Source organism: Pantoea ananatis LMG 2665 (assembly GCF_000710035.2).
Classification (GTDB): Bacteria; Pseudomonadota; Gammaproteobacteria; order Enterobacterales; family Enterobacteriaceae; genus Pantoea; species Pantoea ananatis.
In genome coordinates, this window is record NZ_JMJJ01000007.1 from 133,178 (window position 1) to 157,583 (window position 24,406).

General features: G+C 54.6%; 18 protein-coding genes. 12 read left to right on the forward strand and 6 right to left on the reverse strand.

Features of this window, described 5'->3' with window-relative positions:
• The first annotated feature begins 7 nt into the window (after window positions 1-7).
• Entirely contained in the window at window positions 8-2,293 is a 2,286-nt protein-coding gene (locus EL29_RS16905) for a zinc/cadmium/mercury/lead-transporting ATPase (RefSeq protein WP_028715890.1), read from the forward strand.
• A 26-nt stretch (window positions 2,294-2,319) separates the two neighbouring features.
• On the opposite strand, the gene tusA is transcribed toward EL29_RS16905, so the two are convergent.
• On the reverse strand, window positions 2,320-2,571 hold the full coding sequence (gene tusA, locus EL29_RS16910) for a sulfurtransferase TusA (protein ID WP_014604827.1): 252 nt from the start codon (window positions 2,569-2,571) through the stop codon (window positions 2,320-2,322).
• A gap of 205 nt (window positions 2,572-2,776) precedes the next feature.
• Between tusA and EL29_RS16915 the strand changes: the two genes are divergently transcribed.
• Together EL29_RS16915 and EL29_RS16920 are read left to right on the forward strand one after the other, a co-directional pair.
• Window positions 2,777-3,442: a 7-cyano-7-deazaguanine/7-aminomethyl-7-deazaguanine transporter gene (locus EL29_RS16915; protein WP_014604826.1), complete on the forward strand. Its 666-nt coding sequence runs from the start codon at window positions 2,777-2,779 to the stop codon at window positions 3,440-3,442.
• A gap of 117 nt (window positions 3,443-3,559) precedes the next feature.
• Entirely contained in the window at window positions 3,560-4,114 is a 555-nt protein-coding gene (locus EL29_RS16920; protein ID WP_013027570.1) for a DcrB family lipoprotein, read from the forward strand.
• Window positions 4,115-4,220: 106 nt separating this feature from the next.
• Here EL29_RS16920 and EL29_RS16925 read toward each other — a convergent pair whose 3' ends face one another.
• Window positions 4,221-6,140, reverse strand: a complete 1,920-nt coding sequence (locus EL29_RS16925; protein WP_028715891.1) for a bifunctional 5-dehydro-2-deoxygluconokinase/5-dehydro-2-deoxyphosphogluconate aldolase — start codon at window positions 6,138-6,140, stop codon at window positions 4,221-4,223.
• Between the two features lie 513 nt (window positions 6,141-6,653).
• Between EL29_RS16925 and iolD the strand changes: the two genes are divergently transcribed.
• The 4 genes from iolD (at window position 6,654) to EL29_RS16945 (ending at window position 11,678) form a co-directional block, all read left to right on the forward strand.
• On the forward strand, window positions 6,654-8,594 hold the full coding sequence (gene iolD / locus EL29_RS16930; protein WP_028715892.1) for a 3D-(3,5/4)-trihydroxycyclohexane-1,2-dione acylhydrolase (decyclizing): 1,941 nt from the start codon (window positions 6,654-6,656) through the stop codon (window positions 8,592-8,594).
• Between the two features lie 60 nt (window positions 8,595-8,654).
• Window positions 8,655-9,665, forward strand: a complete 1,011-nt coding sequence (iolG, locus tag EL29_RS16935) for a bifunctional inositol 2-dehydrogenase/D-chiro-inositol 1-dehydrogenase (RefSeq protein ID WP_013027573.1) — start codon at window positions 8,655-8,657, stop codon at window positions 9,663-9,665.
• Window positions 9,666-9,690: 25 nt separating this feature from the next.
• Window positions 9,691-10,587, forward strand: coding sequence for a myo-inosose-2 dehydratase (iolE, locus tag EL29_RS16940; protein ID WP_013027574.1), 897 nt, complete (start codon window positions 9,691-9,693; stop codon window positions 10,585-10,587).
• Between the two features lie 239 nt (window positions 10,588-10,826).
• Window positions 10,827-11,678, forward strand: coding sequence for a MurR/RpiR family transcriptional regulator (locus EL29_RS16945; protein WP_013027575.1), 852 nt, complete (start codon window positions 10,827-10,829; stop codon window positions 11,676-11,678).
• Window positions 11,679-12,223: 545 nt separating this feature from the next.
• Here EL29_RS16945 and iolB read toward each other — a convergent pair.
• Both iolB and EL29_RS16955 read right to left on the reverse strand, forming a co-directional pair.
• Window positions 12,224-13,042 (reverse strand): 5-deoxy-glucuronate isomerase, encoded by an 819-nt coding sequence (iolB, locus tag EL29_RS16950; protein ID WP_014594813.1) that lies wholly within the window; start codon window positions 13,040-13,042, stop codon window positions 12,224-12,226.
• A 57-nt stretch (window positions 13,043-13,099) separates the two neighbouring features.
• Entirely contained in the window at window positions 13,100-14,605 is a 1,506-nt protein-coding gene (locus EL29_RS16955; RefSeq protein ID WP_014604821.1) for a CoA-acylating methylmalonate-semialdehyde dehydrogenase, read from the reverse strand.
• Between the two features lie 685 nt (window positions 14,606-15,290).
• Between EL29_RS16955 and EL29_RS16960 the strand changes: the two genes are divergently transcribed.
• Window positions 15,291-16,670, forward strand: coding sequence for a nucleobase:cation symporter-2 family protein (locus tag EL29_RS16960; protein WP_028715893.1), 1,380 nt, complete (start codon window positions 15,291-15,293; stop codon window positions 16,668-16,670).
• A 265-nt stretch (window positions 16,671-16,935) separates the two neighbouring features.
• Window positions 16,936-17,991, forward strand: coding sequence for an AI-2E family transporter (locus EL29_RS16965; RefSeq protein WP_013027580.1), 1,056 nt, complete (start codon window positions 16,936-16,938; stop codon window positions 17,989-17,991).
• Here EL29_RS16965 and EL29_RS16970 read toward each other — a convergent pair.
• Window positions 17,980-18,663, reverse strand: a complete 684-nt coding sequence (locus EL29_RS16970; RefSeq protein ID WP_013027581.1) for a FadR/GntR family transcriptional regulator — start codon at window positions 18,661-18,663, stop codon at window positions 17,980-17,982. The genes EL29_RS16965 and EL29_RS16970 overlap by 12 nt on opposite strands.
• Before the next feature lie 148 nt (window positions 18,664-18,811).
• On the opposite strand from EL29_RS16970, the gene uxuA reads away from it, so the two are divergent.
• Together uxuA and EL29_RS16980 are read left to right on the forward strand one after the other, a co-directional pair.
• Window positions 18,812-19,996: a mannonate dehydratase gene (gene uxuA / locus EL29_RS16975; RefSeq protein ID WP_014604819.1), complete on the forward strand. Its 1,185-nt coding sequence runs from the start codon at window positions 18,812-18,814 to the stop codon at window positions 19,994-19,996.
• 428 nt (window positions 19,997-20,424) lie between these two features.
• Window positions 20,425-22,005, forward strand: coding sequence for an EAL domain-containing protein (locus tag EL29_RS16980; RefSeq protein ID WP_013027583.1), 1,581 nt, complete (start codon window positions 20,425-20,427; stop codon window positions 22,003-22,005).
• A 50-nt stretch (window positions 22,006-22,055) separates the two neighbouring features.
• On the opposite strand, the gene EL29_RS16985 is transcribed toward EL29_RS16980, so the two are convergent.
• Window positions 22,056-22,376, reverse strand: coding sequence for a hypothetical protein (locus EL29_RS16985; RefSeq protein ID WP_022622532.1), 321 nt, complete (start codon window positions 22,374-22,376; stop codon window positions 22,056-22,058).
• 492 nt (window positions 22,377-22,868) lie between these two features.
• On the opposite strand from EL29_RS16985, the gene proP reads away from it, so the two are divergent.
• Window positions 22,869-24,374 (forward strand): glycine betaine/L-proline transporter ProP, encoded by a 1,506-nt coding sequence (gene proP, locus EL29_RS16990; RefSeq protein ID WP_013027585.1) that lies wholly within the window; start codon window positions 22,869-22,871, stop codon window positions 24,372-24,374.
• The last annotated feature ends 32 nt before the right edge of the window (window positions 24,375-24,406 follow it).

Sequence of the window (24,406 nt, forward strand, 5' to 3'; positions counted from 1 at the left end):
AGGTTATATGCATCAACATCATGCTTGTGGCTGCGGTAAGCCCTGCGGTACGCACCGTGCCGCAAAACCGCTTTGTGCAATCCGCCCTGTTCGTTCCGGTACGCTGTCGGTTACTGCGGCAACGCCTGAAATTTCTGACGGCAATGGCTGCGGTGGTGACTGCGCGTGCGGCAGTTCATCCAGCAGTGAAGCCAATGACGAAGGTGACCGACGACGGTCCTCAGATGCTTTTCAGTTCAGCTGGCTGGTCAGCGGCATGGACTGCCCCAGCTGTGCCCGCGCTATCGAAACGGCCGTTCGTCAGCTTCCTGACGTCACCCAGGCCCGCGTCGTATTCTCCAGTGAGAAGCTGATTGTTGACGCCCGCGCACCGGTTCAAGGCGCGATAGAAGACGCCGTCAGAAAAGCCGGATTTCAACTCTCCTCCGCCGCTGCTTCCGCTTCTTCACCCGCCCCCTGGCAAACACATATCCCCCTTTTTCTGCTCGCCGGGTTAATGCTGGCCAGCGTTGCGCTCAGCCAGGCCAATGCTGTGTGGGGCGATCGATTATTTATTCTCACCACGCTGGTTGGTCTGGCACCGGTCGCGCGTAAAGCCTGGCAACGTCTACGAACCGGCTCCGCTTTTACGATTGAAACCCTGATGACGCTGGCGTCGGCGGGCGCGCTGTTGATTGGCGCCCATGCGGAAGCAGCCATGGTGTTGCTGCTGTTCCAACTGGGTGAACGCCTGGAGGCCTATGCGGCAACCCGTGCGCGCAGTGGCGTGAGTCAGCTGATGGCGATCCGTCCCGAATCGGCCGTGCGCCTGCAAAATGGCGTTCGCAGTGAGGTTCCACTGGCGGCGCTGCAGCCAGGCGACCGTATAGAGGTTGCCGCCGGTGGTCGCCTGCCGGTTGACGGATGCCTGGTCGCGGAAAGCGCCAGCTTCGATGAAAGCGCCTTAACCGGCGAGTCTTTGCCGGTTCTTCGCATGCGGGGCGATAAGGTGCTTGCTGGCGCCACCAGCGTGGACAGGCTGGTGACGCTGGACATGGTGTCAAAACCCGGCGAGAGCGCGATTGACCGCATTTTGCAGCTGATTGAGGAAGCCGAAAGCCATCGTGCTCCGGTGGAACGCTTTATCGATAATTTCAGCCGCATTTACACGCCTGCAATCATGCTGCTGGCGCTGCTGGTCATGGTCATACCGCCGCTGCTCGGCGCGGGTCCATGGCTACCGTGGATCTACAAAGGGCTGACGTTACTTCTCATCGGTTGCCCCTGTGCACTGGTGATCTCGACGCCAGCGGCCATTACGTCTGGCCTTGCGACCGCGGCGCGGCGCGGCGCTTTAATCAAGGGCGGTGCAGCCCTGGAACGCCTGAGTACGGTGCAGACGATTGCGTTCGATAAAACCGGGACGCTCACGGAAGGCAAACCGCAGTTAACCCGCATTTTGTCATTCGGCGATCTCAGTGAAGACGAGATTCTGCTGCTGGGCGCCGCCGTTGAACGGGGCTCCACGCATCCGCTGGCTACGGCAATTGTGGCTGCGGCCCAGGCGAAATCCCTGACAATTCCGGCAGCCGCACATCAACAGGCCATCGCCGGCAGCGGCATCAGGGCCGAGGTTGCAGGCCAGCGCATTGAACTGCTGGCACCGGCTTACGTCAACGCGCTGAACGCCCGGCAACTGGACATGATTAGCGAGCAGGAAGCCCAGGGCGAAACCCTGGTGATTGTGCTGCGTAATGGCGATGCGCTGGGTGCACTCGCGTTGCGCGATCGGCTGCGCAGTGAAACGCCTGCCGCGTTGCAGGCGTTAAATGCGCTCGGCATCAACAGCATTATGCTCACAGGGGATAACCCGCGAGCGGCGGCTGTGGTGGCGCAACAACTGGATATCGCGTGGCACGCAGGCTTATTACCCGCCGACAAGGTTGAGCGGGTTCGCCAGCTCAGTCAGCATCAGGTTATGGCAATGGTGGGCGACGGCATCAATGATGCGCCAGCCATGAAGGCGGCCACGCTGGGCATCGCCATGGGCAGCGGCACCGATGTCGCGCTGGAAGCAGCCGATGCGGCCCTGACGCGCAATCAGCTCAGCCATCTGGCTCCGATGATCGGTCTGGCGCGTCGCACCCGGGCAATTATTCGTCAGAATATCGGCATTGCGTTAGGGCTTAAGGCGCTGTTTCTGGTTACCACGCTTCTCGGACTGACCGGATTGTGGCTGGCGGTGCTGGCTGATTCTGGCGCCACCGCGCTGGTCACGGCGAACGCGTTGCGGCTGCTGCGCACGCGGGATTAACAACCTGACGGCGGCAGGTGCCGCCGTTATTCGCCCATCCCTTTCCTGATCAAAAACTGATAAGGCAGCGTGTCGGTTTGCGCGACCAACAGGCGATGCTCCATAAAGCGGCAAAAACCGGGAATATCCCGCGTGGTCGCCGGATCGTCAGCCACGATCAGTAGCGTTTCACCGTCCTGCATCCCGCGCACGGTTTTGCGAACCATCATGACCGGTTCGGGACAGCGCAGGCCTAATGCATCCAGTTGATGGTCGGCGGAAGAAAATGCATCACTCATCACGATCTCAATTCAGGTTGGCGGGCGCTTATTCTAGCGCGTCAGCCCTTTGACGCAAGGCGATAACGATTGCGTTAAAATTAGCCATTGCATTAATAGCACACCAGGGTAAGATGCGGCCGTTTTTTGTTCATGAAACCGTAGTGCGCGGACCGTTCTGCGCCCTGCAATGGGTTCCCTCACCCCACGATTAAAAAGGCTAACTATGCTCGCATTTACTCCGCGTCAGCGCACTTATGCGCTTTTCTGGCTGTCCCTGTTTCACCTGCTGGTGATTACCTCCAGTAATTATCTGGTGCAGTTGCCCGTCTCCCTTTTTGGTTTCCATACCACCTGGGGCGCCTTTAGTTTCCCGTTTATCTTCCTGGCGACCGATCTGACCGTCCGCATTTTTGGCGCGCCGCTTGCACGGCGGATTATTCTGGCGGTCATGGTGCCGGCGTTATTTATCTCCTATACCATTTCCAGCCTGTTTTATCAGGGCGAGTGGCAAGGCTGGCAGGCATTGCAGCAGGTGAACCTGTTTGTCGCCCGTATCGCCTGCGCCAGCTTTATGGCTTACGCGCTGGGCCAGATTCTGGATGTGCATGTCTTTAACCGCCTGCGTCGCCTGCCGCAGTGGTGGATAGCGCCCGGCTGTGCCATGTTTTTAGGCAATATCAGCGACACGCTGGCGTTCTTTTTTATCGCCTTCTATAAAAGCTCCGATGCGTTTATGGCGCAGCACTGGGTGGAAATCGCCCTGGTCGATTACAGTTTCAAGGTGCTGATCTGCATGGTGTTCTTCCTGCCTGCCTATGGTGTGTTGCTCAATGCGGCGTTGAAACGTCTGGCCGAACGCCAGGCTCAACCACAGATACATTTCGGCTAACCGGCAATACAGCCTTTCCTGACAATCCGCTAAAATCTTCTGACAATACTCAGGTTGCGTTTGCAGCCTGATTCCTGTTGTATAAACGCCTGAGTGGAAATTTAAAAAGGGATTCTGATGCGTAATTTAGTGAAATATGCGGGAATTGGTTTGCTGGTCCTCGGCCTTGCCGCCTGTGACCAAAAGAAAGATGACGCGGCAAACGACAACGGCGCATCTGCCAGTCAGTCGGCACAAACCGTGACGCTGATGGATGGCAAGTTAAGCTTCGCCTTACCGCCGGGCATGTCCGATAAGAGCGGCAAGCTGGGCTCACAAAGCACCAATATGCACGTGTATGCTGATGAAAGCGGCGCGCGGGCGATTATCGTCATTGCAGGTGATCCCACTAACGAAGGGCTGGATGTTTTATCACAGCGCATGGAACAACAGCAGCGTAACCGCGATCCGCAGCTACAGGTTGTCTCTAACAAAGCGGTCACCTTGGGCGGCGAACCTGCACAACAGCTGGACACCGTGATCTCAGCCAATAACCAGACCTCCTGGTCTTCCGTCGTGTTGGCGAAGGTGGATGGTAAGCTGATGACCATGCAGATCACGCTGCCGGGCCAGAACCAGCAGCAGGCGCAAAGCGATGCTGAAACGGTAGTGAAGAGCATTAAACTGAAATAACCGCAACAGGCCCTTACCTGATATGGGTGTTATTTCAGGTTCCCGCCCTGAAAACAGCGAGCCGCGTGGAAAAGCACGTTTCCACACGGCTCGATTCTGGTTCTTTTCACGCCTGCTCGCGTGCCGTGCGCCAGTAATCAATCAAACGCAGATAGTTATCTTTTACAGCCGTTACCAGCGCCGCGTCGTCAATTTCACCCTGCAACCACTGACTTGAAGGCTGGGCAAAAATCGTCCGTCCCACCGCGAAGCCTTTCACCCATGGCGCAGCCGCAGCCGCAGCGAAACCGAGTTTCAGCGTCTCCTCTGGCGCATCCAGCCCGAGCAACAGGATACCGCGACAGTGAGGATCCTGCGCCTCAATCAGGGTGCCAATGGCCTGCCAGCTCGCTGTTGACAGGGGCGGTAATTTCCACCAGTCCGGCTTGATTCCCAACGCATAAAAGTGGCTCAGAACCGCCAGATAACAGGCTTCGTTACGGTCTGGCTGCCCCTCTGGCAGAATCACTTCCAACAGCAGTTCATGCCCGCTTTTGTTACAGCCTTTCCAGACATCCAGCAACACGGCATCCTGCTCTTCACGCAGTTCGGCGCTGTCATGCGGGTGATAAAACACCAGACATTTTACCACGTGCTCCATTGGCCAGCTGGCAAGCTGTGTGCCGATATTGCCGTGTTCAAGGCGTAACGGTCGGGATCCCGGTAACTCTATCGGCCGCCCGATCCATCTGTTCTTGCCGGTAATGGCGTTAAGCGTCCGTTGCCCGAAGGTGGTATCGGCCAGAATGCCGCTTTTGCTTTCAATGCCTGCCTGCTGTACCGCCTGCTCTGCGGCCTGGAGCAGCAGGAGCTTGAGTTGAGGAATGTGGCTGACGTCAGCCCCCGCAGCCTTGGCCATATCGACCAGTTGCTTACGATGGTCAAAGGCAAAGATATTGAGTTCCGGCCAGGCACGCTGCCGGGTGGTCACGCGGTGCAGGTGCGTTAATCGACTGTCCAGATCCGGACGCTTGACGGCGTTTTCGCGGCTCAGAAAATCGTCCAGTTCTTCTCGGGTCGGCATCGCCGGCGCGCAACCATGGCGTGAAACCACCAACGCACCGCAGGCATTGGCATAACGGCAGGCCTGCTCCCAGCCTTCATCATTTAACCAGCCACGCAGCAGGCCCGACATAAACGCGTCACCTGCGCCCAGCACGTTTAACACCTCGACGCGCACGCCGCTGTGCAGCGTTACCTGCTCCCAGTTTTCCGGAATCTCATGTTCAAAGACAACGCATCCCATTGCACCCCGCTTACAGACCAGCGTAGCCTTACTGACCTCACGGACATTTCTCAGCGCCGTCAGCGTATCGGTGCTGCCGCCCGCGATATGGAATTCTTCTTCGGTGCCTACGATAAGATCGAAATAGTGGACGACCTGCTGCAGTTGCGCCGTTACCTCTGACGATGCAATGAAACGTGTTTCACCGTCACCCAGCGAGGTTAATCCCCACAATACTGGCCGGTAGTCGATATCCAGCGCCGTTCGCAGGCCGTTTTTGCGGGCGAGCTCCAGCGCCTTTAGCACAGCCGCCCGGGTCTGGGGATGTGACAAGTGCGTGCCGGTGACCGCTACCGAGCGGGAGGAGGCGATAAAGGACTCCTCGATATCCTCTGGCACCAGCCCCATATCGGCGCAGTTATCACGATAAAAAATGAGTGGGAACGTTTCGTCGTCTTTGATGCCGAGAATCACCAAGGCAGTAAGGCGTTTTTTATCCGTTATCAGCGCATCGGTATTACACCCAACCCTTTGCAGGCTTTCACGTAAAAAACGGCCGTTATGCTCATCGCCCACGCGCGCCAGCATGGCTGAACGCAACCCCTGAATAGCGGTGCCATAAGCGACGTTACCCGATGAACCGCCAAGATATTTGGCAAAGGACGTGGTGTCCTCCAGTCGCGCGCCAATTTGCTGACCATAGAAGTCTACGGCGATGCGTCCAATACAAATCACATCAAGACGCTTCTGTTGTGTACTCATACTTCTGGTTTCCTTCTGTGATGAGCAGACACTGTGGACAAGTTGGATATCGGGGTCTGAAGGTGTCTGATTAGCGATAAACACAGTATGAGGAACAAATATTCCAAACTCAATTCAAAATGAAACTTACAATGCAATTATGTGAACCAGTTAAAAATCTGTCGCTCCCCGGTACTTTATCGCCATGCCCTGCGCACCGCGTACCACAAGGCGGCAGACTCACCGCCCGTCTTTTAGGGCTGACCTGACAATGAAATGAAATATCTTAAAAAACGGCAACTCTCACCAATCATTCCAGTTCCCCCCTTTCCTGCGTATTACGTGGGATCGGCAGGAATGTAAATTTGATCCCCCTCGCAAAATGAAATATTTCTTCTGTAATTGTATTTTATGAAAAATGCATTTGTTTATAATCCTCTGACATTTCAGTTATCCCGGTAGCTCTCTCCGTTACGTCACGCCGTTTATACGCGGGGCCGGACGCCGCTACAGCCAGCACGTTGAGGAAAGTTTATGGCCACCATCAAACTGACTACCGCACAGGCATTAGTTAAATTTCTTGATAATCAATACATTGACGTAGACGGGCATGAGACGAAGTTTGTCCATGGCATTTTTGCCATTTTTGGCCATGGCAATGTACTGGGTCTGGGCCAGGCACTGGAACAGGACAGTGGGGATCTGGTGGTATACCAGGGACGCAATGAGCAGGGAATGGCGCACGCTGCAACCGGCTTTGCCAAACAATCCCTGCGGCGTCAGATCATCGCCTGCACCTCTTCTGTTGGCCCGGGTGCGGCCAACATGTTAACGGCGGCGGCAACGGCGACGGCGAACCGAATTCCCCTGCTGCTGCTGCCCGGTGACGTTTTTGCCACCCGACAACCTGACCCGGTGTTGCAACAGATTGAGCAATCCTGGGATCTGAGCATCAGCACCAATGATGCCTTCAGAGCGGTCAGTAAATACTGGGATCGCATCAGCCGCCCTGAACAGTTAATGAGCGCCTGTGTTAATGCGATGCGCGTGCTCACCGACCCCGCTGAAACCGGGGCCGTCACGCTCTCTTTACCGCAAGATGTGCAAGGCGAAGCCTGGGATTACCCCGACTATTTCTTCCAGAAACGCGTGCACCGACTGGACCGTCGTCAGCCCACCGTGGCCCAACTTGAAGATGCGCTGAAGCTTATTATCCGCAAACGTAAGCCGCTGATTATCTGCGGCGGTGGCGTCAAATATTCGGGGGCGGGCGAGGCGCTGCAGGCGTTCGCTGAACGGTATCAGATTCCGTTCGCTGAAACGCAGGCCGGAAAAGGGACGCTGCTGTCCGATCATCCGCTCAACGTTGGCGGCGTAGGTGAAACCGGCTGTCTGGCGGCAAACCTGCTGGCAAAAGACGCCGATCTGGTGATTGGGATTGGCACACGCTATACCGATTTTACCACCTCATCGAAATGGATTTTCCGGCATCCCGAGGTGAGCTTTCTTAACATCAACGTCAGCAATTTTGACAGCTACAAACTGGATGGCGTGCAGCTGCTTGCCGATGCGCGTGAAGCCCTGCTGGCGCTCAGTCATGGGCTGGTTTCGCAGCACTACGGCAACGACTGGGGCACGCAGGTTGCCGAGGCGCGGCAACAGTTAGAAGAAGAAACACAGCGCGTGTATCACGTTACACATAACGACGCTGAATTTGTGCCCGAGATTGCCGACCACCTGGATCGGGACGCCGTCTACGCCGAATTCAATCGCTTGACGCAGTCTCTGCTGACCCAGAGCAGTGTCTTGGGTACCCTCAACCAACATTTGCCTGCCGATGCCGTCATCGTCGGTGCTGCAGGCAGCCTGCCCGGCGACCTGCAACGCGTCTGGCGCACGCGCGGCTATAACGGCTATCACCTCGAATACGGCTATTCCTGTATGGGATATGAAGTGAATGCGGCGTTAGGCGTTAAGCTTGCGGAGCCCCAGCGGGAAGTCTATGCCCTGGTCGGCGACGGCTCTTTTATGATGCTGCATTCCGAGCTGGTGACCTCCATTCAGGAGGGTGCCAAAATCAACGTGGTGCTGCTGGATAACATGAGCAATGGCTGCATTAACAACCTGCAAATGGAGCACGGTATGGACAGCTTCATTACCGAGTTTCGCTTCCGCAATACTGACAGCGGTAAGCTAAACGGCAGCCTGGTGCCGGTAGACTTTGCCGCAATTGCTGCCGGTTATGGGTGCAAGACCTATCGCGTCAGCACGCTGGAACAGCTTAAGGCTGCGCTGGACGATGCGAAAACACAGCAGGTTTCTACGCTGATAGATATTAAAGTACTGCCCAAGACCATGATTCATAAATATTTCAGCTGGTGGCACGTTGGCGTTGCACAAACTGCTCAATCGGCGCGCACGCAGGATGTGGCGGACAAACTGAATGCGCATCTGGCACAGGCCCGCAAATACTGATTTCCGGGCCGTCTGACGGCCCTTGTTTCTTCTCTTCGATTTAACCCTACAGGTGTAATTATGACATTGAAACTTGGTGTGATTGGAACAGGCGCGATTGGTCAGGAACACATTCGCCGCTGCAACAATGTCTTACAAGGGGCAAGAGTGGTCGCGGTATCCGATATCAACGTTGAAGGCGCTCAGGCTGCACTGCAACGGCTGAATAGTGATGCGCAAGTCTGCAAGGATGGCTATGAGGTGATTCAGTCACCTGATGTGGATGCGGTGCTGGTGACCTCATGGGATCCGACGCATGAAGAGTTTACCCTGGCGGCCATCGCGGCGGGTAAGCCGGTGTTCTGTGAAAAACCGCTGGCCATGAGCGCAGAGGGTTGCCGTCGGGTAGTCGAAGCAGAAATTCAACACGGTAAGCGACTGGTTCAGGTGGGTTTTATGCGGCCTTACGATGCCGGCTACCGGGCGCTGAAAAAAGTGATTACCGACGGTGAAATCGGCGAGCCGCTCATGCTGCATTGCGCGCATCGCAATCCGACGGTGCCCGAAAATTACAATACGGAAATGGCGATCACCAATACGTTAATTCATGAACTTGACGTACTGCGCTGGCTGACGAGTGACGACTACAAAAGCGTGCAGGTGGTTTTCCCGCGCGTCAGTTCCAAAGCGCGTCCGCATCTGAAAGATCCGCAAATCGTCCTGTTTGAAACGCAAAAAGGCGTGCGCATCGATGTAGAAATTTTTGTTAACTGTACCTACGGCTACGACATTCAGTGTGAGGTAGTGGGTGAAGAAGGCATCGCCAGACTGCCGGAGCCTTCGTCAGTGCAGCTGCGCAAACAGGCCAAACTTTCCAACACCATTTTAGTCGACTGGAAAGACCGCTTTATCGAGGCTTACGACGTCGAACTGCAGGCGTTTATCAACGACGTGAAAGCCGGGCAGTTAACCGGTCCGTCTGCCTGGGATGGTTTTGCCGCCTCCGTCGCCGCTGACGCCTGTATCAAGGCGCAGAAAAGCGGTGCCATTGAACCGATTGAAATGCCCGCTCGTCCGGCATTCTATAACTAAATCTCTCGCCTTTGGCAGGTAAACAATGAACAACGATAACGTAAAGCTGGCGATAGCGCCCATTGGCTGGACAAATGATGATATGCCCGAGCTGGGCAGCGAGAATACTTTTCAGCAAACCGTCAGCGAGATGGCACTGGCGGGCTTCTCAGGAAGTGAAGTGGGTAGCAAATACCCACGCGATCCTGCCATTCTCAAGCCAATGCTCGATATTCGCGGCATTCAGATCTGCAACGCCTGGTTCAGCACATTTTTTGCGCAGGGTGACAAAGACGAGACCCTTGAGGGTTTTACGGCGCACATGAATTTTCTCTATGAAATGGGTGCCCGGGTGATCGGCTGTTCAGAGCAGAGTAAAAGTATTCAGGGCACAGCACGGGCAGTGTTCGATCACAAACCGGTGTTTAACGATGACGAGTGGCAGAGAACGGCGGAAGGCTACAATACGCTTGCCGACCTTGCCGCCGCGAAAGGGATGCGCGTTTGCCTGCACCACCATATGGGCACCGGCATTCAGACGCCCGCGGAAATCGACCGTTTCATGGCGCTCACGCATGACAATGTCGGTTTACTCTATGATACCGGCCACATCTATTATTCTGAAGGCTCACAGGACGTGATGCTGGCAGTGCTGAAAACCCATCTGCCGCGCATTTTCCACGTTCATCTGAAAGACGTGCGGGATGAGATTGTCGCAGAAGTGCGTGACCAGCACCTGTCGTTTCTGGACGGTGTGAAAAAGGGCACCTTCACCGTTCCAGGCGACGGCGTGATTGATTTTAAACCGGTTTTCAAAATTCTTGATGACTACGGCTATCAAGGCTGGATGGTGGTTGAGGCTGAACAGGATCCTGCGTTGGCCAATCCGTTCGAGTACGCGGTAAAGGCAAGAAAATATATTCGGGAGAATACCGGACTGTAAGACTATCATCCGCCCTGAAGAGAATGATCAGGTCTTGTGTAAGGCTGTGCCCTCATCGGATGCAGCCTGTTATAGTGGCCAGCTCGCCCGCGCGTCGCCCCTGTCGCGGTGAATCTGTGAGTCATTTCATAAACCAATGAAATAAAAGCTGCATACATAACAAAAAAATGAAATTTTCCAACCATCTGATATCATAGCGTTCATTATCCAGCCACGTTTTCCGCAAATGAGCAGATGTCATGAGTAATAATCCCTCCCAACTTTCACTGCTGCAGGACGAGATTCGCCGTCGCTACGAAACGCTGAGCAAGCGTCTGAAGCAGGTGGCTCGTTATATCCTTGATAACAGTAACAGTATTGCTTTTGACACCGTGGCCTCTATTGCGCAGCAGGCTGACGTTCCGCCATCTACGCTGATTCGCTTTGCTAATGCATTTGGCTTCAGCGGTTTCAATGAAATGAAACAGGTTTTTCGTCAGCATCTGATGGAAGAGACCGTCAACTATACAGAACGAGCGCGGCTGTTTCGTCAGACAGCAGCGGACGATGCTGCGAATTCGCCCGAAAGTCCGGCTGAAATTCTCAATGTTTTCACCATGGTCAACAGTCAGGCCCTGCAGCAGCTGGCTATGCAGGTGAGCCCGGACCAGTTAGACAAAACCGTGCAGCTTCTGAACGAAGCCGAAAATGTCTACGTAATCGGCCTTCGGCGGTCGTTTAGCGTTGCCTCTTATTTAGTGTATGCCCTGCGCCATCTGGAACGCCGTGCCTTCCTGATTGACGGGCTGGGCGGCATGTTTACAGAACAGCTTAATCTGGTCACGCCCAAAGATGTGGTGATTGCCATCAGCTGTTCACCCTATGCAAGGGAGGCGGTAGAAGTGGTCGAGTTGGGGGCCAAACGCGGTGCCAGCTTAATCGCGATCACTGACAGCCAGGTCAGCCCACTTGCCGCCTTCAGTGACGTCTGTTTCGTTGTACGCGAAGCCCAGGTTGACGGTTTTCGCTCTCAGGTTGCCTCGCTGTGCCTGGCACAAACGCTGGCCGTATCCCTGGCGCTGGCGAATGCGCAGTCCGGTCAGCTCTCCTGACATGCCGCCAGCTGCGGCGGCTCTGCTTACAGGTCATACCTGAACCATGATACACGCGCCCTCAATAAAGCCGGGAGCATAACGCCCCCGCGCGTCCCGGCAAGAAACGCCCTCTGCAGCAACAAAAACGCAGTCCTCAGGCTCAATGCTGGTCACTTAGGTGACCAGCTTTTTTTTATCGGCATATTTCCGTGATCTTATTCGCAGCTCCCGCGGAAAGTTTCGTTCTCTTCGCCCCGGCAGTATCAGCCATCTCGCCTTTTTATACGGCGTTCTCAGTTCGCCCGGAACCGTGCCCGGGGTAACTCATCAGGAGCCGCGATATCTCACTGATGGCTCTGCTGAGGCTCAGCGGGAATAAGATCAGAGAGCGAACGGGCGCGTTCGGGAGAAGTGGAATGAATGATGCCCAGAGCCTGTGAGAGTTCCATAAAAAAGGGTTCATGATGAACATGAACCCCTTTGATCCCTTCCACTGGATCGGTCAACCGGGCCTTAAATGACCCGCATTAGCCCTCAGGCTGCCGTTTTGCTTTCAGCCGTGATTAACGTGACGGATAGCGATCGCTGTTGATCCAGGCATGATCCTGTTCCCAGCTGAATTTCCACAGGCGAACCGGCCCTGCCATAACGTTAAGGTAGTAATTGTTATAGCCAGCCAGGGTTGCTACAGGATGGTAACCGCGCGGTACGGTGACGACATCCCGGTTATAAACAGCCATGCACTCATCCAGAGAACGATCGTCCGTATAAACGCGCTGCATCGCGAAGCCCTGTTCGGGTTCAAAACGGTGGTAATAGGTTTCTTCCAGATAGGTTTCGTTCTCGCTGTTTTCCTGGTCGTGCTTGTGACTCGGATACGAACTGGTATTGCCCTCATCGGTAAACACTTCCACCACCAGCAAGCTATTTGCCGGTTCACTGTCCGGCAGAATGTTGTGCACAAGTCGCTGGTTGTGGCCTTTGCCGCGCCGCTCAACGCCGACATCTTCTGGCGCAATCAGTCGGGCGGGCAGGTTGTCGCCCTGCCCCGGTGCCTTGCAGACCGCCAGCTCAAGATCGCTGTCCGCTCTTACCGTCACTGCATCATCATGAGGGACATACACGGAATAAGGCGGCGTACGTTCAAACGGCGACATTCGCTTACCTAACCCCGGAAAGTTTGCATGACGCGTGCTAATCGAGGCCAGGCCTGCCACCAGCACCAGGCAAAGCTCGCTGTCACCGCTGGTCATGTCGAGCGTCTGTCCTTGTTTTAACAGGAAAGACTCGAAACCCACATAGCGCCAGCCCGCACTGTCTGGCGTTACCTGCTGTATGCGCCCCTGCTCATCGGGTTGTTTTACCTTTGAGAGTAATGACATCCGCCGTCTCCTAATCCATCGCCCTTTATCGTCAATACGCTGTCACTCAGCGCCCACTCAACCCAACGTCGGCATACTGAATTCAGAAACCGTTTGCTGGCCGCTCGGCCAACGGACGGTCGCTGTTTTCATGCGCGTATAAAAACGTACGCCGTCCGGACCGTGGACATTCAGTGCGCCAAACACCGAGCGCTTCCAGCCACCAAAACTGTGGAATGCCATTGGCACCGGCACGGGCACGTTGACGCCGACCATTCCGGCTTCGACGTTTTGGACAAATTCACGCGCCGTGTGACCATTACTGGTAAAAATGGCGCTGCCGTTGCCGAATTCGTGACTGTTAACCAGTTTCAGCGCACTGTCGTAATCCGGCGCGCGCATGATGCTCAGCACCGGGCCAAAGATTTCTTCACGCCAGATCACCATCTCTGGGGTTACGTGATCGAATAACGTTCCACCGACATAGTAGCCGTCCTCATAACCTGCAACCTTCTGGTGACGACCATCCACAACCAGCGTTGCCCCTTCCTGCTCGCCGATGTCGATATAACCCAGCACTTTCTTCTGATGGGCGGCCGAAACGACAGGCCCCATTTCATTCTCGTCACTGCCCTTACTCATGCCCGGCCCGACGCGTAATGCTTTAATCAGCGGCGTCAGGCGCGAAATCAGTTTATCGGCGGTGTCATCGCCTACTGCGACCACGACAGGCAACGCCATGCAGCGTTCACCCGCCGAGCCAAATGCGCCCCCCATGATGGCATTGACCGTGGCGTCCAGGTCAGCATCAGGCATGACGATAGCGTGGTTTTTGGCCGCGCCAAATGCCTGCACGCGTTTGCCGTGCGCGCTGGCCGTTTTGTAAATGTGCTCAGCCACACCCGACGAACCCACAAAGCTAACGGCCGCGATACGGGGATCTTTGTAAAGCTGTTCTGCATTCTCATTCGAACTGTGTACCACGTTGAAAACGCCATCCGGCAGGCCCGCTTCTTTCAGTAACTCCGCCATGCGCACGGCGGCAGACGGATCCAGCGCCGGGGGTTTAAGTACAAAGGTGTTGCCGCAGGCCAGGGCAATAGGGAACATCCACAGTGGCACCATGGCGGGGAAATTGAAGGGGGTAATCCCTGCAACCACGCCGACCGGCTGCATGAGCGAGTAGCTGTCTACGCCGCCGCCCACGTTAGGCGAGTTCTCCCCCTTAAGCAGGTGAGGAATGCCGCAGGCGAACTCAATCACCTCAATCCCGCGCGTCAGTTCACCCAACGCATCAGACCAGACTTTGCCGTGCTCGGACACGATCAGCGCCGCCAGCTCATCACGATGTTGTTCCATTAAGGCTTTAAAGTTGAACATCACGCGTGCGCGGCGCAGCGGGGCGGTTTTGGACCAGGCAGGAAAGGCTGCATGCGCCACGTCGATTGCCTGGGCCACTTCGTCTGCGCTGCATTGGGTAAGTTCACGGATCACCTTGCCGGTTGCCGGATCGAACACAGGAATGGTTTCGTTGCTGGCACTGAACGTGGTTTTACCGCCAATAAAATTTCCTACGATAGTCATGATGTTGCCTCTTTGGTATGTACGGTTCCAGCAGGCAAAGCACAAGAAGTGGCATGCTGGCTGGGCAGGAAAAGCCAAAAGCATGCTGAGAAGCTATTACAATGGAATAAATTTTTCAAATAAATATTTTTGAAAAATTACTTTTTAGCGGGGCAGATCGCATTTTTGCATGTCGCTCTGAACGGCTCGCCAGCAATGGCTTTACATGACTTGTCTGGGGGGAAGTTAGTGCCTGTATGCTGTGACGACAAGCGCCAGCGTGAAGCCTGCACTGATGCGGTCGTCCCTTCCCGGTCAGGCGTCAAAATAAGCAGGGAGAGACAAAACACCGCCTTCCTTTTAAGTTTCATTAAATCGCATAGTGAAATGAACATTTCTTTTTGCGCGCCTCTTGCCCTCAGCCTGCCTTTGACAAGGTTAACTCTGCTGGCGCAACGCCCTTAACCCAAACTGGTGCACGACAGTGGTGCAAAATCCCTCAACCACGGCCATTTTCTGAACCAATAATTTCCTGATTGCAAATCAGGAATCATGTGTTTCACAGCTTACCGCCTTTCCTGCATCGCAGGGTAACGGTCTATCTTTTTGATTATTAGCACTATTTATGAGATTCCTCGACACAACGCAAAACCTGGCCTGCTTTATGCAATATCGTCGGACCTCCCTGCACCCGAAAGAGATAATCATGTCTGACCCAAAAAACAGCGGCTTACTGTACGGACTGGACCAGCGAATCCCACCACTTCAGGCTTTCTTCAGCGCTTCACAGCATGTGCTGGCGGGCCTGGTTGGCATTATTACGCCCCCGTTGCTGATCGGCACGGCGCTGGGTCTGGATGCGTGGCTGCCTTATTTGATCAGCATGTCGCTCCTTGCCTCCGGCATCGGGACGTTTCTGCAGTCAAACCGGGTATGGGGCATAGGTGCCGGCATGATATGCATGCAGGGCACCAGTTTTGCCTTTCTTGGTGTGGCCATCTCCGGCGGCCTGTGGGTCAAAGCACAGGGCGGCAGTCCAGAAGACATCATGGCGATGCTGTTTGGCGTCAACTTTGTCGCGGCGCTGGTGCCGGTCATCGTCAGCCGCTTCATCGATACCTTAAAGCGGGTCTTTACGCCGGTGGTGACGGGGAGCGTGATTGCGCTGATTGGTATCAGCCTGATCAAAGTCAGTGTGATTAACTGGTGCGGCGGTGAGAAAGCCCAGGATTTTGCCAGCCTCAGTAACCTGGCGCTGGGTGCGTTAACGCTTGGCGTCATCGTTGTGCTGAGCTGCTCCGGTAACCGCTGGCTACGCCTTTCATCGGTCGTGGCCGGCATCGCAGCAGGCTGTATTGCCGCTGCCCTGAGTGGCAAATTTCAGGTTCACGATCTGGGCGAGAGCGTCTTTCGTTTACCCTCTCTGTTTCCGTTTGGCTTTCACTTCAACAGTACGCTTTTCATTCCGGTGGTGCTGGTCTCTCTGGTCTGCATCATCGAGGCGGTGGGCGATCTTACTGCTAACAGCCTGATTTCCGGTAAATCTATTACCGACAAGACCTTTAGCGCCCGTCTCAAGGGCGGCATTCTGGCAGACGGACTGAGCTGCATGATTGCGGCGATGCTGAGCGCCTTTCCCAACACCACCTTTGCGCAAAATAACGGCGTGATCCAGATGACGGGCGTGGCGAGTCGTTTTGTCGGCCGTTACGTCGGCGTCATTCTTATCCTGCTGGGGCTGTTTCCGCCTTTCAGCGAAGCGCTGCGTCAGATTCCCACACCGGTGCTGGGGGGAGCCACAATGGTGATGTTCGGCTGCGTCGTCACGGCGGGGATTCGCATCCTAAGTCAGGCTCCGCTAACGCGCAGGGAAATACTGATTGTCGGTCTGGCGTTTAGTTTCGGGCTGGGAATCGAATCCGTTCCCGCTTCGCTTTCCCATCTGCCGCCCATGTTTGAGAATCTGTTTGGCTCCGCGGCCACCACCGGCGGCCTGGTCGCCATTGTCCTGAATCTTCTCATTCCTGGCGCAGACAAGCCGGCACGTGAAGAAGTAGAAGAGGGCGAATCCGCACAGTCATTATAATCCTGCCACATTCACCCGCGACGCAGTCGTTGCGGGTGACCGCCTGTGCGCTCATGCCCCCTGCCCTTGATGTCTCCGACAGCTTTCTCACTGGATCCGCCCCAGAATCCTTTAACACCCAGACGGCAACACAGCAGGAAATCCGGCTTATTCCGCCATTTATCGGGTAAAAAACTCGCCTGATTTACCGTTTCCCTTAACAAATCAGACCGTTACTTTTCCTTCAACTACACTTTCATCAGTTATTTATGCGTAGAGATACAGAATGAACGCGTTACAGCAGGAAAAAATTGGACAAAATATCTTAATCAAACTCGCGATGCTGGTGATTATCCTTGCCGGGATAAGAGCGGCCTCCGACATTCTGGTCCCGTTACTTCTGGCGGCCTTTTTTGCCATCGTACTGAATCCGTTAGTCACGATACTGATGCGGCGCGGGCTGCGGCGGGGGTTGGCGATTACCCTGGTGATTACGGTGATTTTTATCGTGATTCTGCTGCTGGGAGCCATACTGGCAAGCTCGATGAGTGAGTTTTCCGACCTCTATCCTCAACTGCGCACCATTATGGAAAAGAAAATGGCGGTGGTTCAGCATCTGGCAGCCAGCATCCATCTCAATATCTCAACCGATGCCCTGGTTCAGCGTTTCGACCCAAATACCGTTATGAATCTGGCCAGTGTGGCGCTGAGTGGCTTTTCAGGCGCGATGACCAATACCGTGTTACTGATCCTCACCGTGGTCTTTATGCTGTTTGAGGTGCACCATCTGCCTTATAAAATGCGTAACTCGTTTGTGAACCCCAAAATTCGTATCGCCGGTTTACACAAGGCCTTAAAAGGGGTGACGCATTACCTGGCATTGAAGACGCTAATCAGCCTGATCACCGGCATCGCGGTCTGGCTGACGCTCTACCTGCTGGACGTGAAATTTGCGTTACTGTGGGGCGTGGTGGCCTTTATCCTTAACTTTATTCCCAATATCGGGCCGATTATTGCCGGTATTCCTCCTTTCCTGCAGGCGCTGCTGCTCAACAGCGTGTTTGACGCGGCAATGGTGGCGGCGCTGTTTACTGCCATTCACATGGTTTTCGGCAATATGCTTGAGCCACGCATCATGGGGCGCGGTCTGGGCTTATCAACATTGGTGGTGTTTCTGTCATTGATATTTTGGGGCTGGCTGCTGGGCCCGGTCGGCATGCTGCTGTCCGTTCCTCTGACCAGCATCACTAAAATTTTAATGGAAACTACCCCGGGCGGGAGCCGTCTGGCCATTATGCTGGGAACCGGCCGCCCCAAGCCTTCGCGGCTGTTAACCAAGTAAACGCTGCTGCACATGCTGCAGATGATCTCTCATCGCCGCCTGTGCAGCCTGCTCATCACCGGACGCAATTGCCTCGGCGATGCGCTGATGGTCCGCGTTCATTTCATCTGCAAAGGTATTGTCGGCATAATGACGTTCCAGCCGGCGGAAATGGGCGCTGTCGCGTTTGTTCCACAGATTTTCCATCATTTCCCGCAACAGATCATTGCCGCTCATCTCGCTAATCAGCAGATGAAAGCCTTTATCCTGCTCGATGAAAGCCGCGTCGTTTTCATTAAATGCCTGGAGCGCTGCGCTAAGGGACAGCAGCTGCTGACGCTGGGCCTCACTGCCGTTTCGCGCCGCCATGCCCGCCAGCATGCTCTCATAGGCTTCGCGCGCCTGTAGCAGATCCTGCAGGCTGAAGTTCTCGGTTTCTTTGCCTGCTGAAGGTTGCGGTAAGGTCTGAGCGACAAAAACCCCCGTACCGGTGTGGATGCTGACGTAACCCGTCATCTCCAGCGCTATCAGGGCTTCACGCACCGATGAACGACTGACGCCCAGTTGTCGGGCCAGTTCCCGTTCGGGCGGCAGCGCCCCGCCCGGCACGAAATCGCCGCCATGAATGCCCGCAATGATGGCATTAGCAATTTGCCGATAAAGCCGCTCAGTTTTCAGTACCGCTAACCCCATAACTCTCTCCTGTTGCAGGCCGCCTTTCGGGCATCAGATGATACGTATTTATATTGCTGCGATCCGGATCACGGCCTTAATTTACGCGCTATCTTACTCTTGGTCCAGCGGCCTGACCACTGGGCCACACGTCCAACAAGGAGCAATAATGGAACATACATGGCGCTGGTACGGCCCGAACGATCCTGTGTCACTTGACGATGCCCGCCAGGCAGGTGCAACAGGAATTGTCACAGCACTTCATCACATCCCTAACGGAGAAGTGTGGCCTGTAGCCGAAATCAAAGCGCGTCAGGCGCTGCTGGCGGAAAAAGGTCTTACCTGGTCAGTCGTTGAAAGCATTCCTGTGCACGAAACGATTAAGACCCAACGCGGCGATTATCAGCACTACATCGCCAATTATCAGCAGTCAATTCGCAACCTGGCAGCCTGCGGGATTGATACCGTATGCTATAACTTTATGCCGGTTCTGGACTGGACGCGTACCGATCTGGCCTGGGAACTGCCGGACGGCGCTAAAGCGCTGCGCTTTGATGCCGATGCCTTTGCCGCGTTTGAACTGCATCTGTTACAACGCCCCGGCGCGGAAAAAGATTACAGCGCCGCCGAACAACAGGCCGCCGCAACGCGTTTCGCCGCCATGACCGAGGAAGAGAAAGCCACGCTGGTGCGCAACATCATCGCAGGCTTACCCGGTGCAGAAGAGGGTTATACGCTCGAACAATTTCAGGCACAGCTGGCGCAATACGACGGTATTGATAAAGCCAGGCTGCGCGAGCATATGGCCACCTTTCTGCGCGCCATCGTGCCGGTGGCGGAAGAAGTCGGCATTAAGCTGGCCGTCCATCCTGATGATCCTCCCCGTCCAATTCTTGGCCTGCCGCGCATTATCTCCACGCAAGAGGACATGCAGTGGCTGAAAGAAACGGTAGACAGCCTGCATAACGGATTCTGTTTCTGTACCGGTTCCTACGGCGTACGTGAGGATAATGCCCTTATCGAGATGGCAGAAACCTATGCCGACCGCATTAACTTTGTGCACCTGCGGGCAACAAAGCGAGAAACGAACCCCAACAGCTTCCACGAGGCGGCCCATCTGACAGGCGATGTGGATATGGTTGGCGTCATCAAAGTGATCCTGGCCGAGGAGCAGCGTCGCCGTAGGGCGGGCGAACAGCGAGCCATCCCGATGCGCCCCGATCATGGTCACCAGATGCTGGATGACTTGCGTAAGCGCACCAACCCAGGCTATTCCGCCATTGGCCGCCTTAAAGGGCTTGCAGAACTGCGCGGCGTCGAAGTTGCCCTGAAGCAGATCTATTTCCAGGACTAAACGTTGTTGCCCCGACGTCGTTATGCTGTCGGGGCAAAGGGTAGTTTAGACAGGTTGCTGTACTCATATTTATGGCGCGTCATCAGTTGGTCAGCCGCGCTTTCCAGGTAACAAGAGGGTTCTCATTTCTCTCCCTTCTGGCTGCCGTGTTTTGGATTACTCCTCCCACGGCTTCGCTGCGGCACCCTTTTCAGGACACCCCCAAGCTCACCTTTTCCACGACCGGTTTACAGCCGCCATCAAACTAATGTGTGAGCATTCACTAATAGCATGAATTTTTTGTCAATTAATTGCCTGCCAGGTCGATAATTGACCATATCGGAGAATAAGGGATTTCCGACCGTTCACCAGCGGCGTGAACTGGCGTGCTATGCTGCATTAACCCTTAGCACCTCTCAAAACACGATCACGATTCAGAGGTTTTTACGGTGCCGCTAATAAAAAGAAAACATGAGCATGCCAAATCGCTCATTGTCCTCGCAGGACTATTGCCGCTGCTCCTGGGGTTGTTGTTCACGATAATTGATGCCAGAAAAACAGTAAAAGAACAGCAAATTGATACGGCCGCGACCTTACTGTCTCAGGCAGAAAAAATCAGCGATAACGCCTGGAGCATGATCGCCTGGCTGCGCCAGTATGAGTACCAACCCTGTGAAAAGATAGAAAATACGCTACGGGTTAATAGCACTCTCCATCCCTATTTTCGCGGTATCGGCAAACTGGAAAGTAACACGGTAAGCTGCTCTTCTGCTTACGGTAACAAGCCCGCTACGCTTAAAGCCATGATTGGCGTCGCCCCGCCCGTGACCGGCAAAGACTGGTGGAGCCTGTCCATCGCGGGTTCTTACATCGTGCCAGACCGACCTGCCGTGATATTTGTGCGCCAGCTGGCAGCTGGCAGAGCCCTCTGGGTGATGGTTGAAGGGCAGTATCTTATTGATTTTATGAGCGCGCTGGGCAGTACGCATCATTATCAGATAACCATGCGTTTTAGTAACGGTGCGCCAATCGTGTCAGGCGATCGTGAAATGGCCGACGACAGGTGGCTTAAGCCTCAGGTCTATCATGCCACCTCTTCCCGCTATAGCATCAAGGTCACCCTGATAGCGCCCGGTGCTGAGCTGGTTAAAACATGGACGCAGCTTCTTTTCGTGTTTATGCCGATGGCGGCGATTTTTTCCGTGCTGTTTATGATTCTTACCGCCTCCTGGCTTCGCAGACGTTTTTCCTGGGGAGATGAAATTCGTCGCGCCATTCAGTCCCGTCAGTTCAGCGTGCATTATCAACCTACCTACAGCTGCACGCTGCAACGTTGCACTGGCGCAGAAGCCCTGTTGCGCTGGACCCTGCCCAACGGTAACAGCGTGCGCCCGGACACCTTTATTACCGCCGCAGAAGCGGAAGGGATGATTATCCCGATTACCCATCATTTGATGGCGTTGATCGTTGAAGACACGCAAAGCTGGGCGCCTAACCCCGGCTTTCATCTGGCGATTAACGTGGCTGCCGAGCATCTTCAGCACCCGGATTTTGTTGACGATATGCTTAATTTTGCTGACAGGATGGCGAGAACCGAATTCAACATTACTCTGGAACTGACGGAGCGGAGCCTGATCAAAGAAGGGAGCCTTGTCGCGGCTAAGCTGGCGCAACTGCGTCAGGCAGGCATGAAAGTCGCTATTGATGACTTTGGTACGGGGCACTGCTCTCTGAGTTACCTGCAAACTTTTACGCTGGACTACCTAAAAATCGATCAGGGTTTTATCAATGCCATCGAATCCCTGGAGGGGGAAACGCCGGTGCTGGACGCCATTATCAGTCTGAGCCATAAACTGAAGCTGCAGGTATTGGGAGAAGGCGTCGAAACGGCAATGCAGTTCCGCTATTTACAGCAGCATGGAGTCACCTTTATCCAGGGCTATTTTTACGCCAGGCCCATGGATAACCCCACGATCGTGGCGTGGATGAAACAATATGGTCATTTGCCGGTTGAGGTTGAAAACACCTGAGCCGCAACTTACTGACGCACGCGGCACAATGACGGCGAAGAAGCGCTAAATCAACGCGCTTTTCGCTGTGCTGCACGCTGCTTACTCGCCGCCCGCATTGCCACCGCAATGGCCTCTTCCTGTTGAATGACGTGCTCAACAGGCGCACTGGCGCGCTGATTCAGCCGTTGCAGCGTAGGCATCGACTGCTGCAACAGTTGCTGGCACTCCTCGTATTCCGAGCGTTGCTTACCTGTCACGGTCGATGTTTGTAGTGCTTCGCTCAATTGAGCCAGGCGGTCGATCCAGTATTTCGTGCGGCAGCTAAGCCATCCAGAACTGAGCTGCGCCTCAGGAGGCCGGGAAGCCGTGGGCACCTCAGAAGAATTCATTAATTTTCTTTCTACACTATCTATCTGCGCCACCCAAGGGCTCTGGCAAGTAAGGGGTGTTTTCCTTGACATTCTTCCTCCAAATCAAGGTGAAAGAGTATTGCCGAAGGCGTTCTGATAGGCAAGCCTCAAACCTTAACCCGCCCAATCCTTAATCTTTATTAATAGCTTTAAGCCAGACGGCTGAGTGAACTCAAACCGCAGCGCTCACTTAACACGCAAACGCGCGCAGAACCTGACTTTTTTTCGCTTCAGGGGCGGCTATAAACCACCGGTAAAATTGTTCGTTTTCAGGTCAAACATGACAAATATCACACAAAAACGTTATACTCTGCGGCCGATAAATCAGATAACAACAGTATTTGTTGTTTTGATGGATCGACAGATAATGCTGTTTTACGGCTATGCTTAAATTTCCTCAACGCAGCGGTCTGAACGCTGTTTTCGGTTCGCGCCGTTGAGGACTTTCATGTTCCATTACAGGGTAATTCTATGAAATTGCGTAGGAAGCGTGTAAAACCGATTGGGATAGATGATGTCACCATCATTGATGATTCCCGTTTACGTAAAGCCATTACCGCCGCCTCTTTGGGTAACGCCATGGAGTGGTTTGATTTTGGTGTTTATGGCTTTGTGGCTTATGCCTTAGGTAAGGTGTTTTTTCCGGATGCCTCTCCAGGGATTCAAATGATTGCCGCACTGGCAACCTTCTCCGTTCCTTTCCTGATTCGTCCTTTAGGCGGCCTGTTTTTCGGCATGCTGGGGGATAAATATGGTCGTCAGAAAATCCTGTCGATTACCATCGTCATTATGTCGGTCAGTACCTTCTGTATCGGCCTGATTCCCTCCTATGCCTCCATTGGCATCTGGGCGCCGGTTCTGCTGCTGTTGGCCAAAATGGCCCAGGGCTTCTCAGTCGGTGGGGAATATACCGGTGCCTCTATCTTTGTGGCCGAGTATTCGCCTGACCGTAAGCGCGGCTTTATGGGAAGCTGGTTGGACTTCGGTTCTATCGCCGGCTTCGTGCTGGGCGCGGGCGTCGTCGTCTTAATCTCTACCATCATCGGCGAAGAGAACTTCCTTGCGTGGGGATGGCGTCTTCCGTTCTTCCTGGCCCTGCCACTGGGTATTATTGGCCTGTATTTACGCCATGCCCTGGAAGAAACCCCCGCGTTCCAGCAGCACGTCGACAAACTGGAACAAGGCGATCGCGAAGGCCTGCGTGACGGTCCGAAAGTCTCTTTCAAAGAAATCGCCACGAAACACTGGCGTAGCCTGCTAGCCTGTATCGGTCTGGTTATTGCAACCAACGTGACCTATTACATGTTGCTGACCTACATGCCAAGTTACCTGTCGCACAACCTGCACTACTCTGAAGATCATGGCGTGCTGATTATCATCGCCATCATGATGGGCATGCTGTTTGTCCAGCCGGTGATGGGGCTGCTGAGCGACCGCTTTGGCCGTCGTCCGTTTGTGATTATCGGCAGTATCGCCCTGATGATCTTCGCCATTCCGGCCTTCATGATGATCAACAGTGGCATGCTGGGAATGATTTTCGCAGGGTTGTTGCTGCTGGCCGTTATCCTTAATGCCTTTACCGGCGTGATGGCTTCGTCACTGCCTGCTATGTTCCCGACGCACATTCGCTACAGTGCATTAGCCAGCGCCTTCAACATATCGGTACTGATTGCAGGCCTGACGCCAACGTTAGCGGCCTGGCTGGTAGAATCGACCAATAACCTTTATATGCCCGCTTACTATCTGATGGTGGTTGCAGTCATTGGCCTGATTACCGGCCTCTACATGAAAGAGACGGCGAATAAGCCCCTGAAAGGTGCAACTCCCGCCGCCTCTGACATGGAAGAAGCGCGCGAAATTCTGCAGGAGCATCACGATAACATCGAGCAGAAAATCGAAGATATCGACGCCGAGATGGCCCGCCTGGAAGCTAAACGTAAAAATCTGGTTGAACAGCACCCAAATATCAACGAGTAACGCCTCTCTCTCCCGCCCCTGAGGCGGGAGAA

Bases quoted from the DNA above. Each gene is read 5' to 3' on its own strand.
- EL29_RS16965 (WP_013027580.1), top strand. From the start codon at position 16,936: ATGAACGCGTTACAGCAGGAAAAAATTGGACAAAATATCTTAATCAAA.
- EL29_RS16955 (WP_014604821.1), bottom strand. From the start codon at position 14,605: ATGACTATCGTAGGAAATTTTATTGGCGGTAAAACCACGTTCAGTGCC.
- iolG (WP_013027573.1), top strand. From the start codon at position 8,655: ATGACATTGAAACTTGGTGTGATTGGAACAGGCGCGATTGGTCAGGAA.
- EL29_RS16905 (WP_028715890.1), top strand. From the start codon at position 8: ATGCATCAACATCATGCTTGTGGCTGCGGTAAGCCCTGCGGTACGCAC.
- EL29_RS16960 (WP_028715893.1), top strand. From the start codon at position 15,291: ATGTCTGACCCAAAAAACAGCGGCTTACTGTACGGACTGGACCAGCGA.
- iolB (WP_014594813.1), bottom strand. From the start codon at position 13,042: ATGTCATTACTCTCAAAGGTAAAACAACCCGATGAGCAGGGGCGCATA.
- proP (WP_013027585.1), top strand. From the start codon at position 22,869: ATGAAATTGCGTAGGAAGCGTGTAAAACCGATTGGGATAGATGATGTC.
- uxuA (WP_014604819.1), top strand. From the start codon at position 18,812: ATGGAACATACATGGCGCTGGTACGGCCCGAACGATCCTGTGTCACTT.
- EL29_RS16970 (WP_013027581.1), bottom strand. From the start codon at position 18,663: ATGGGGTTAGCGGTACTGAAAACTGAGCGGCTTTATCGGCAAATTGCT.
- EL29_RS16920 (WP_013027570.1), top strand. From the start codon at position 3,560: ATGCGTAATTTAGTGAAATATGCGGGAATTGGTTTGCTGGTCCTCGGC.
- EL29_RS16985 (WP_022622532.1), bottom strand. From the start codon at position 22,376: ATGAATTCTTCTGAGGTGCCCACGGCTTCCCGGCCTCCTGAGGCGCAG.
- EL29_RS16945 (WP_013027575.1), top strand. From the start codon at position 10,827: ATGAGTAATAATCCCTCCCAACTTTCACTGCTGCAGGACGAGATTCGC.
- EL29_RS16925 (WP_028715891.1), bottom strand. From the start codon at position 6,140: ATGAGTACACAACAGAAGCGTCTTGATGTGATTTGTATTGGACGCATC.
- iolE (WP_013027574.1), top strand. From the start codon at position 9,691: ATGAACAACGATAACGTAAAGCTGGCGATAGCGCCCATTGGCTGGACA.
- tusA (WP_014604827.1), bottom strand. From the start codon at position 2,571: ATGAGTGATGCATTTTCTTCCGCCGACCATCAACTGGATGCATTAGGC.
- EL29_RS16915 (WP_014604826.1), top strand. From the start codon at position 2,777: ATGCTCGCATTTACTCCGCGTCAGCGCACTTATGCGCTTTTCTGGCTG.
- iolD (WP_028715892.1), top strand. From the start codon at position 6,654: ATGGCCACCATCAAACTGACTACCGCACAGGCATTAGTTAAATTTCTT.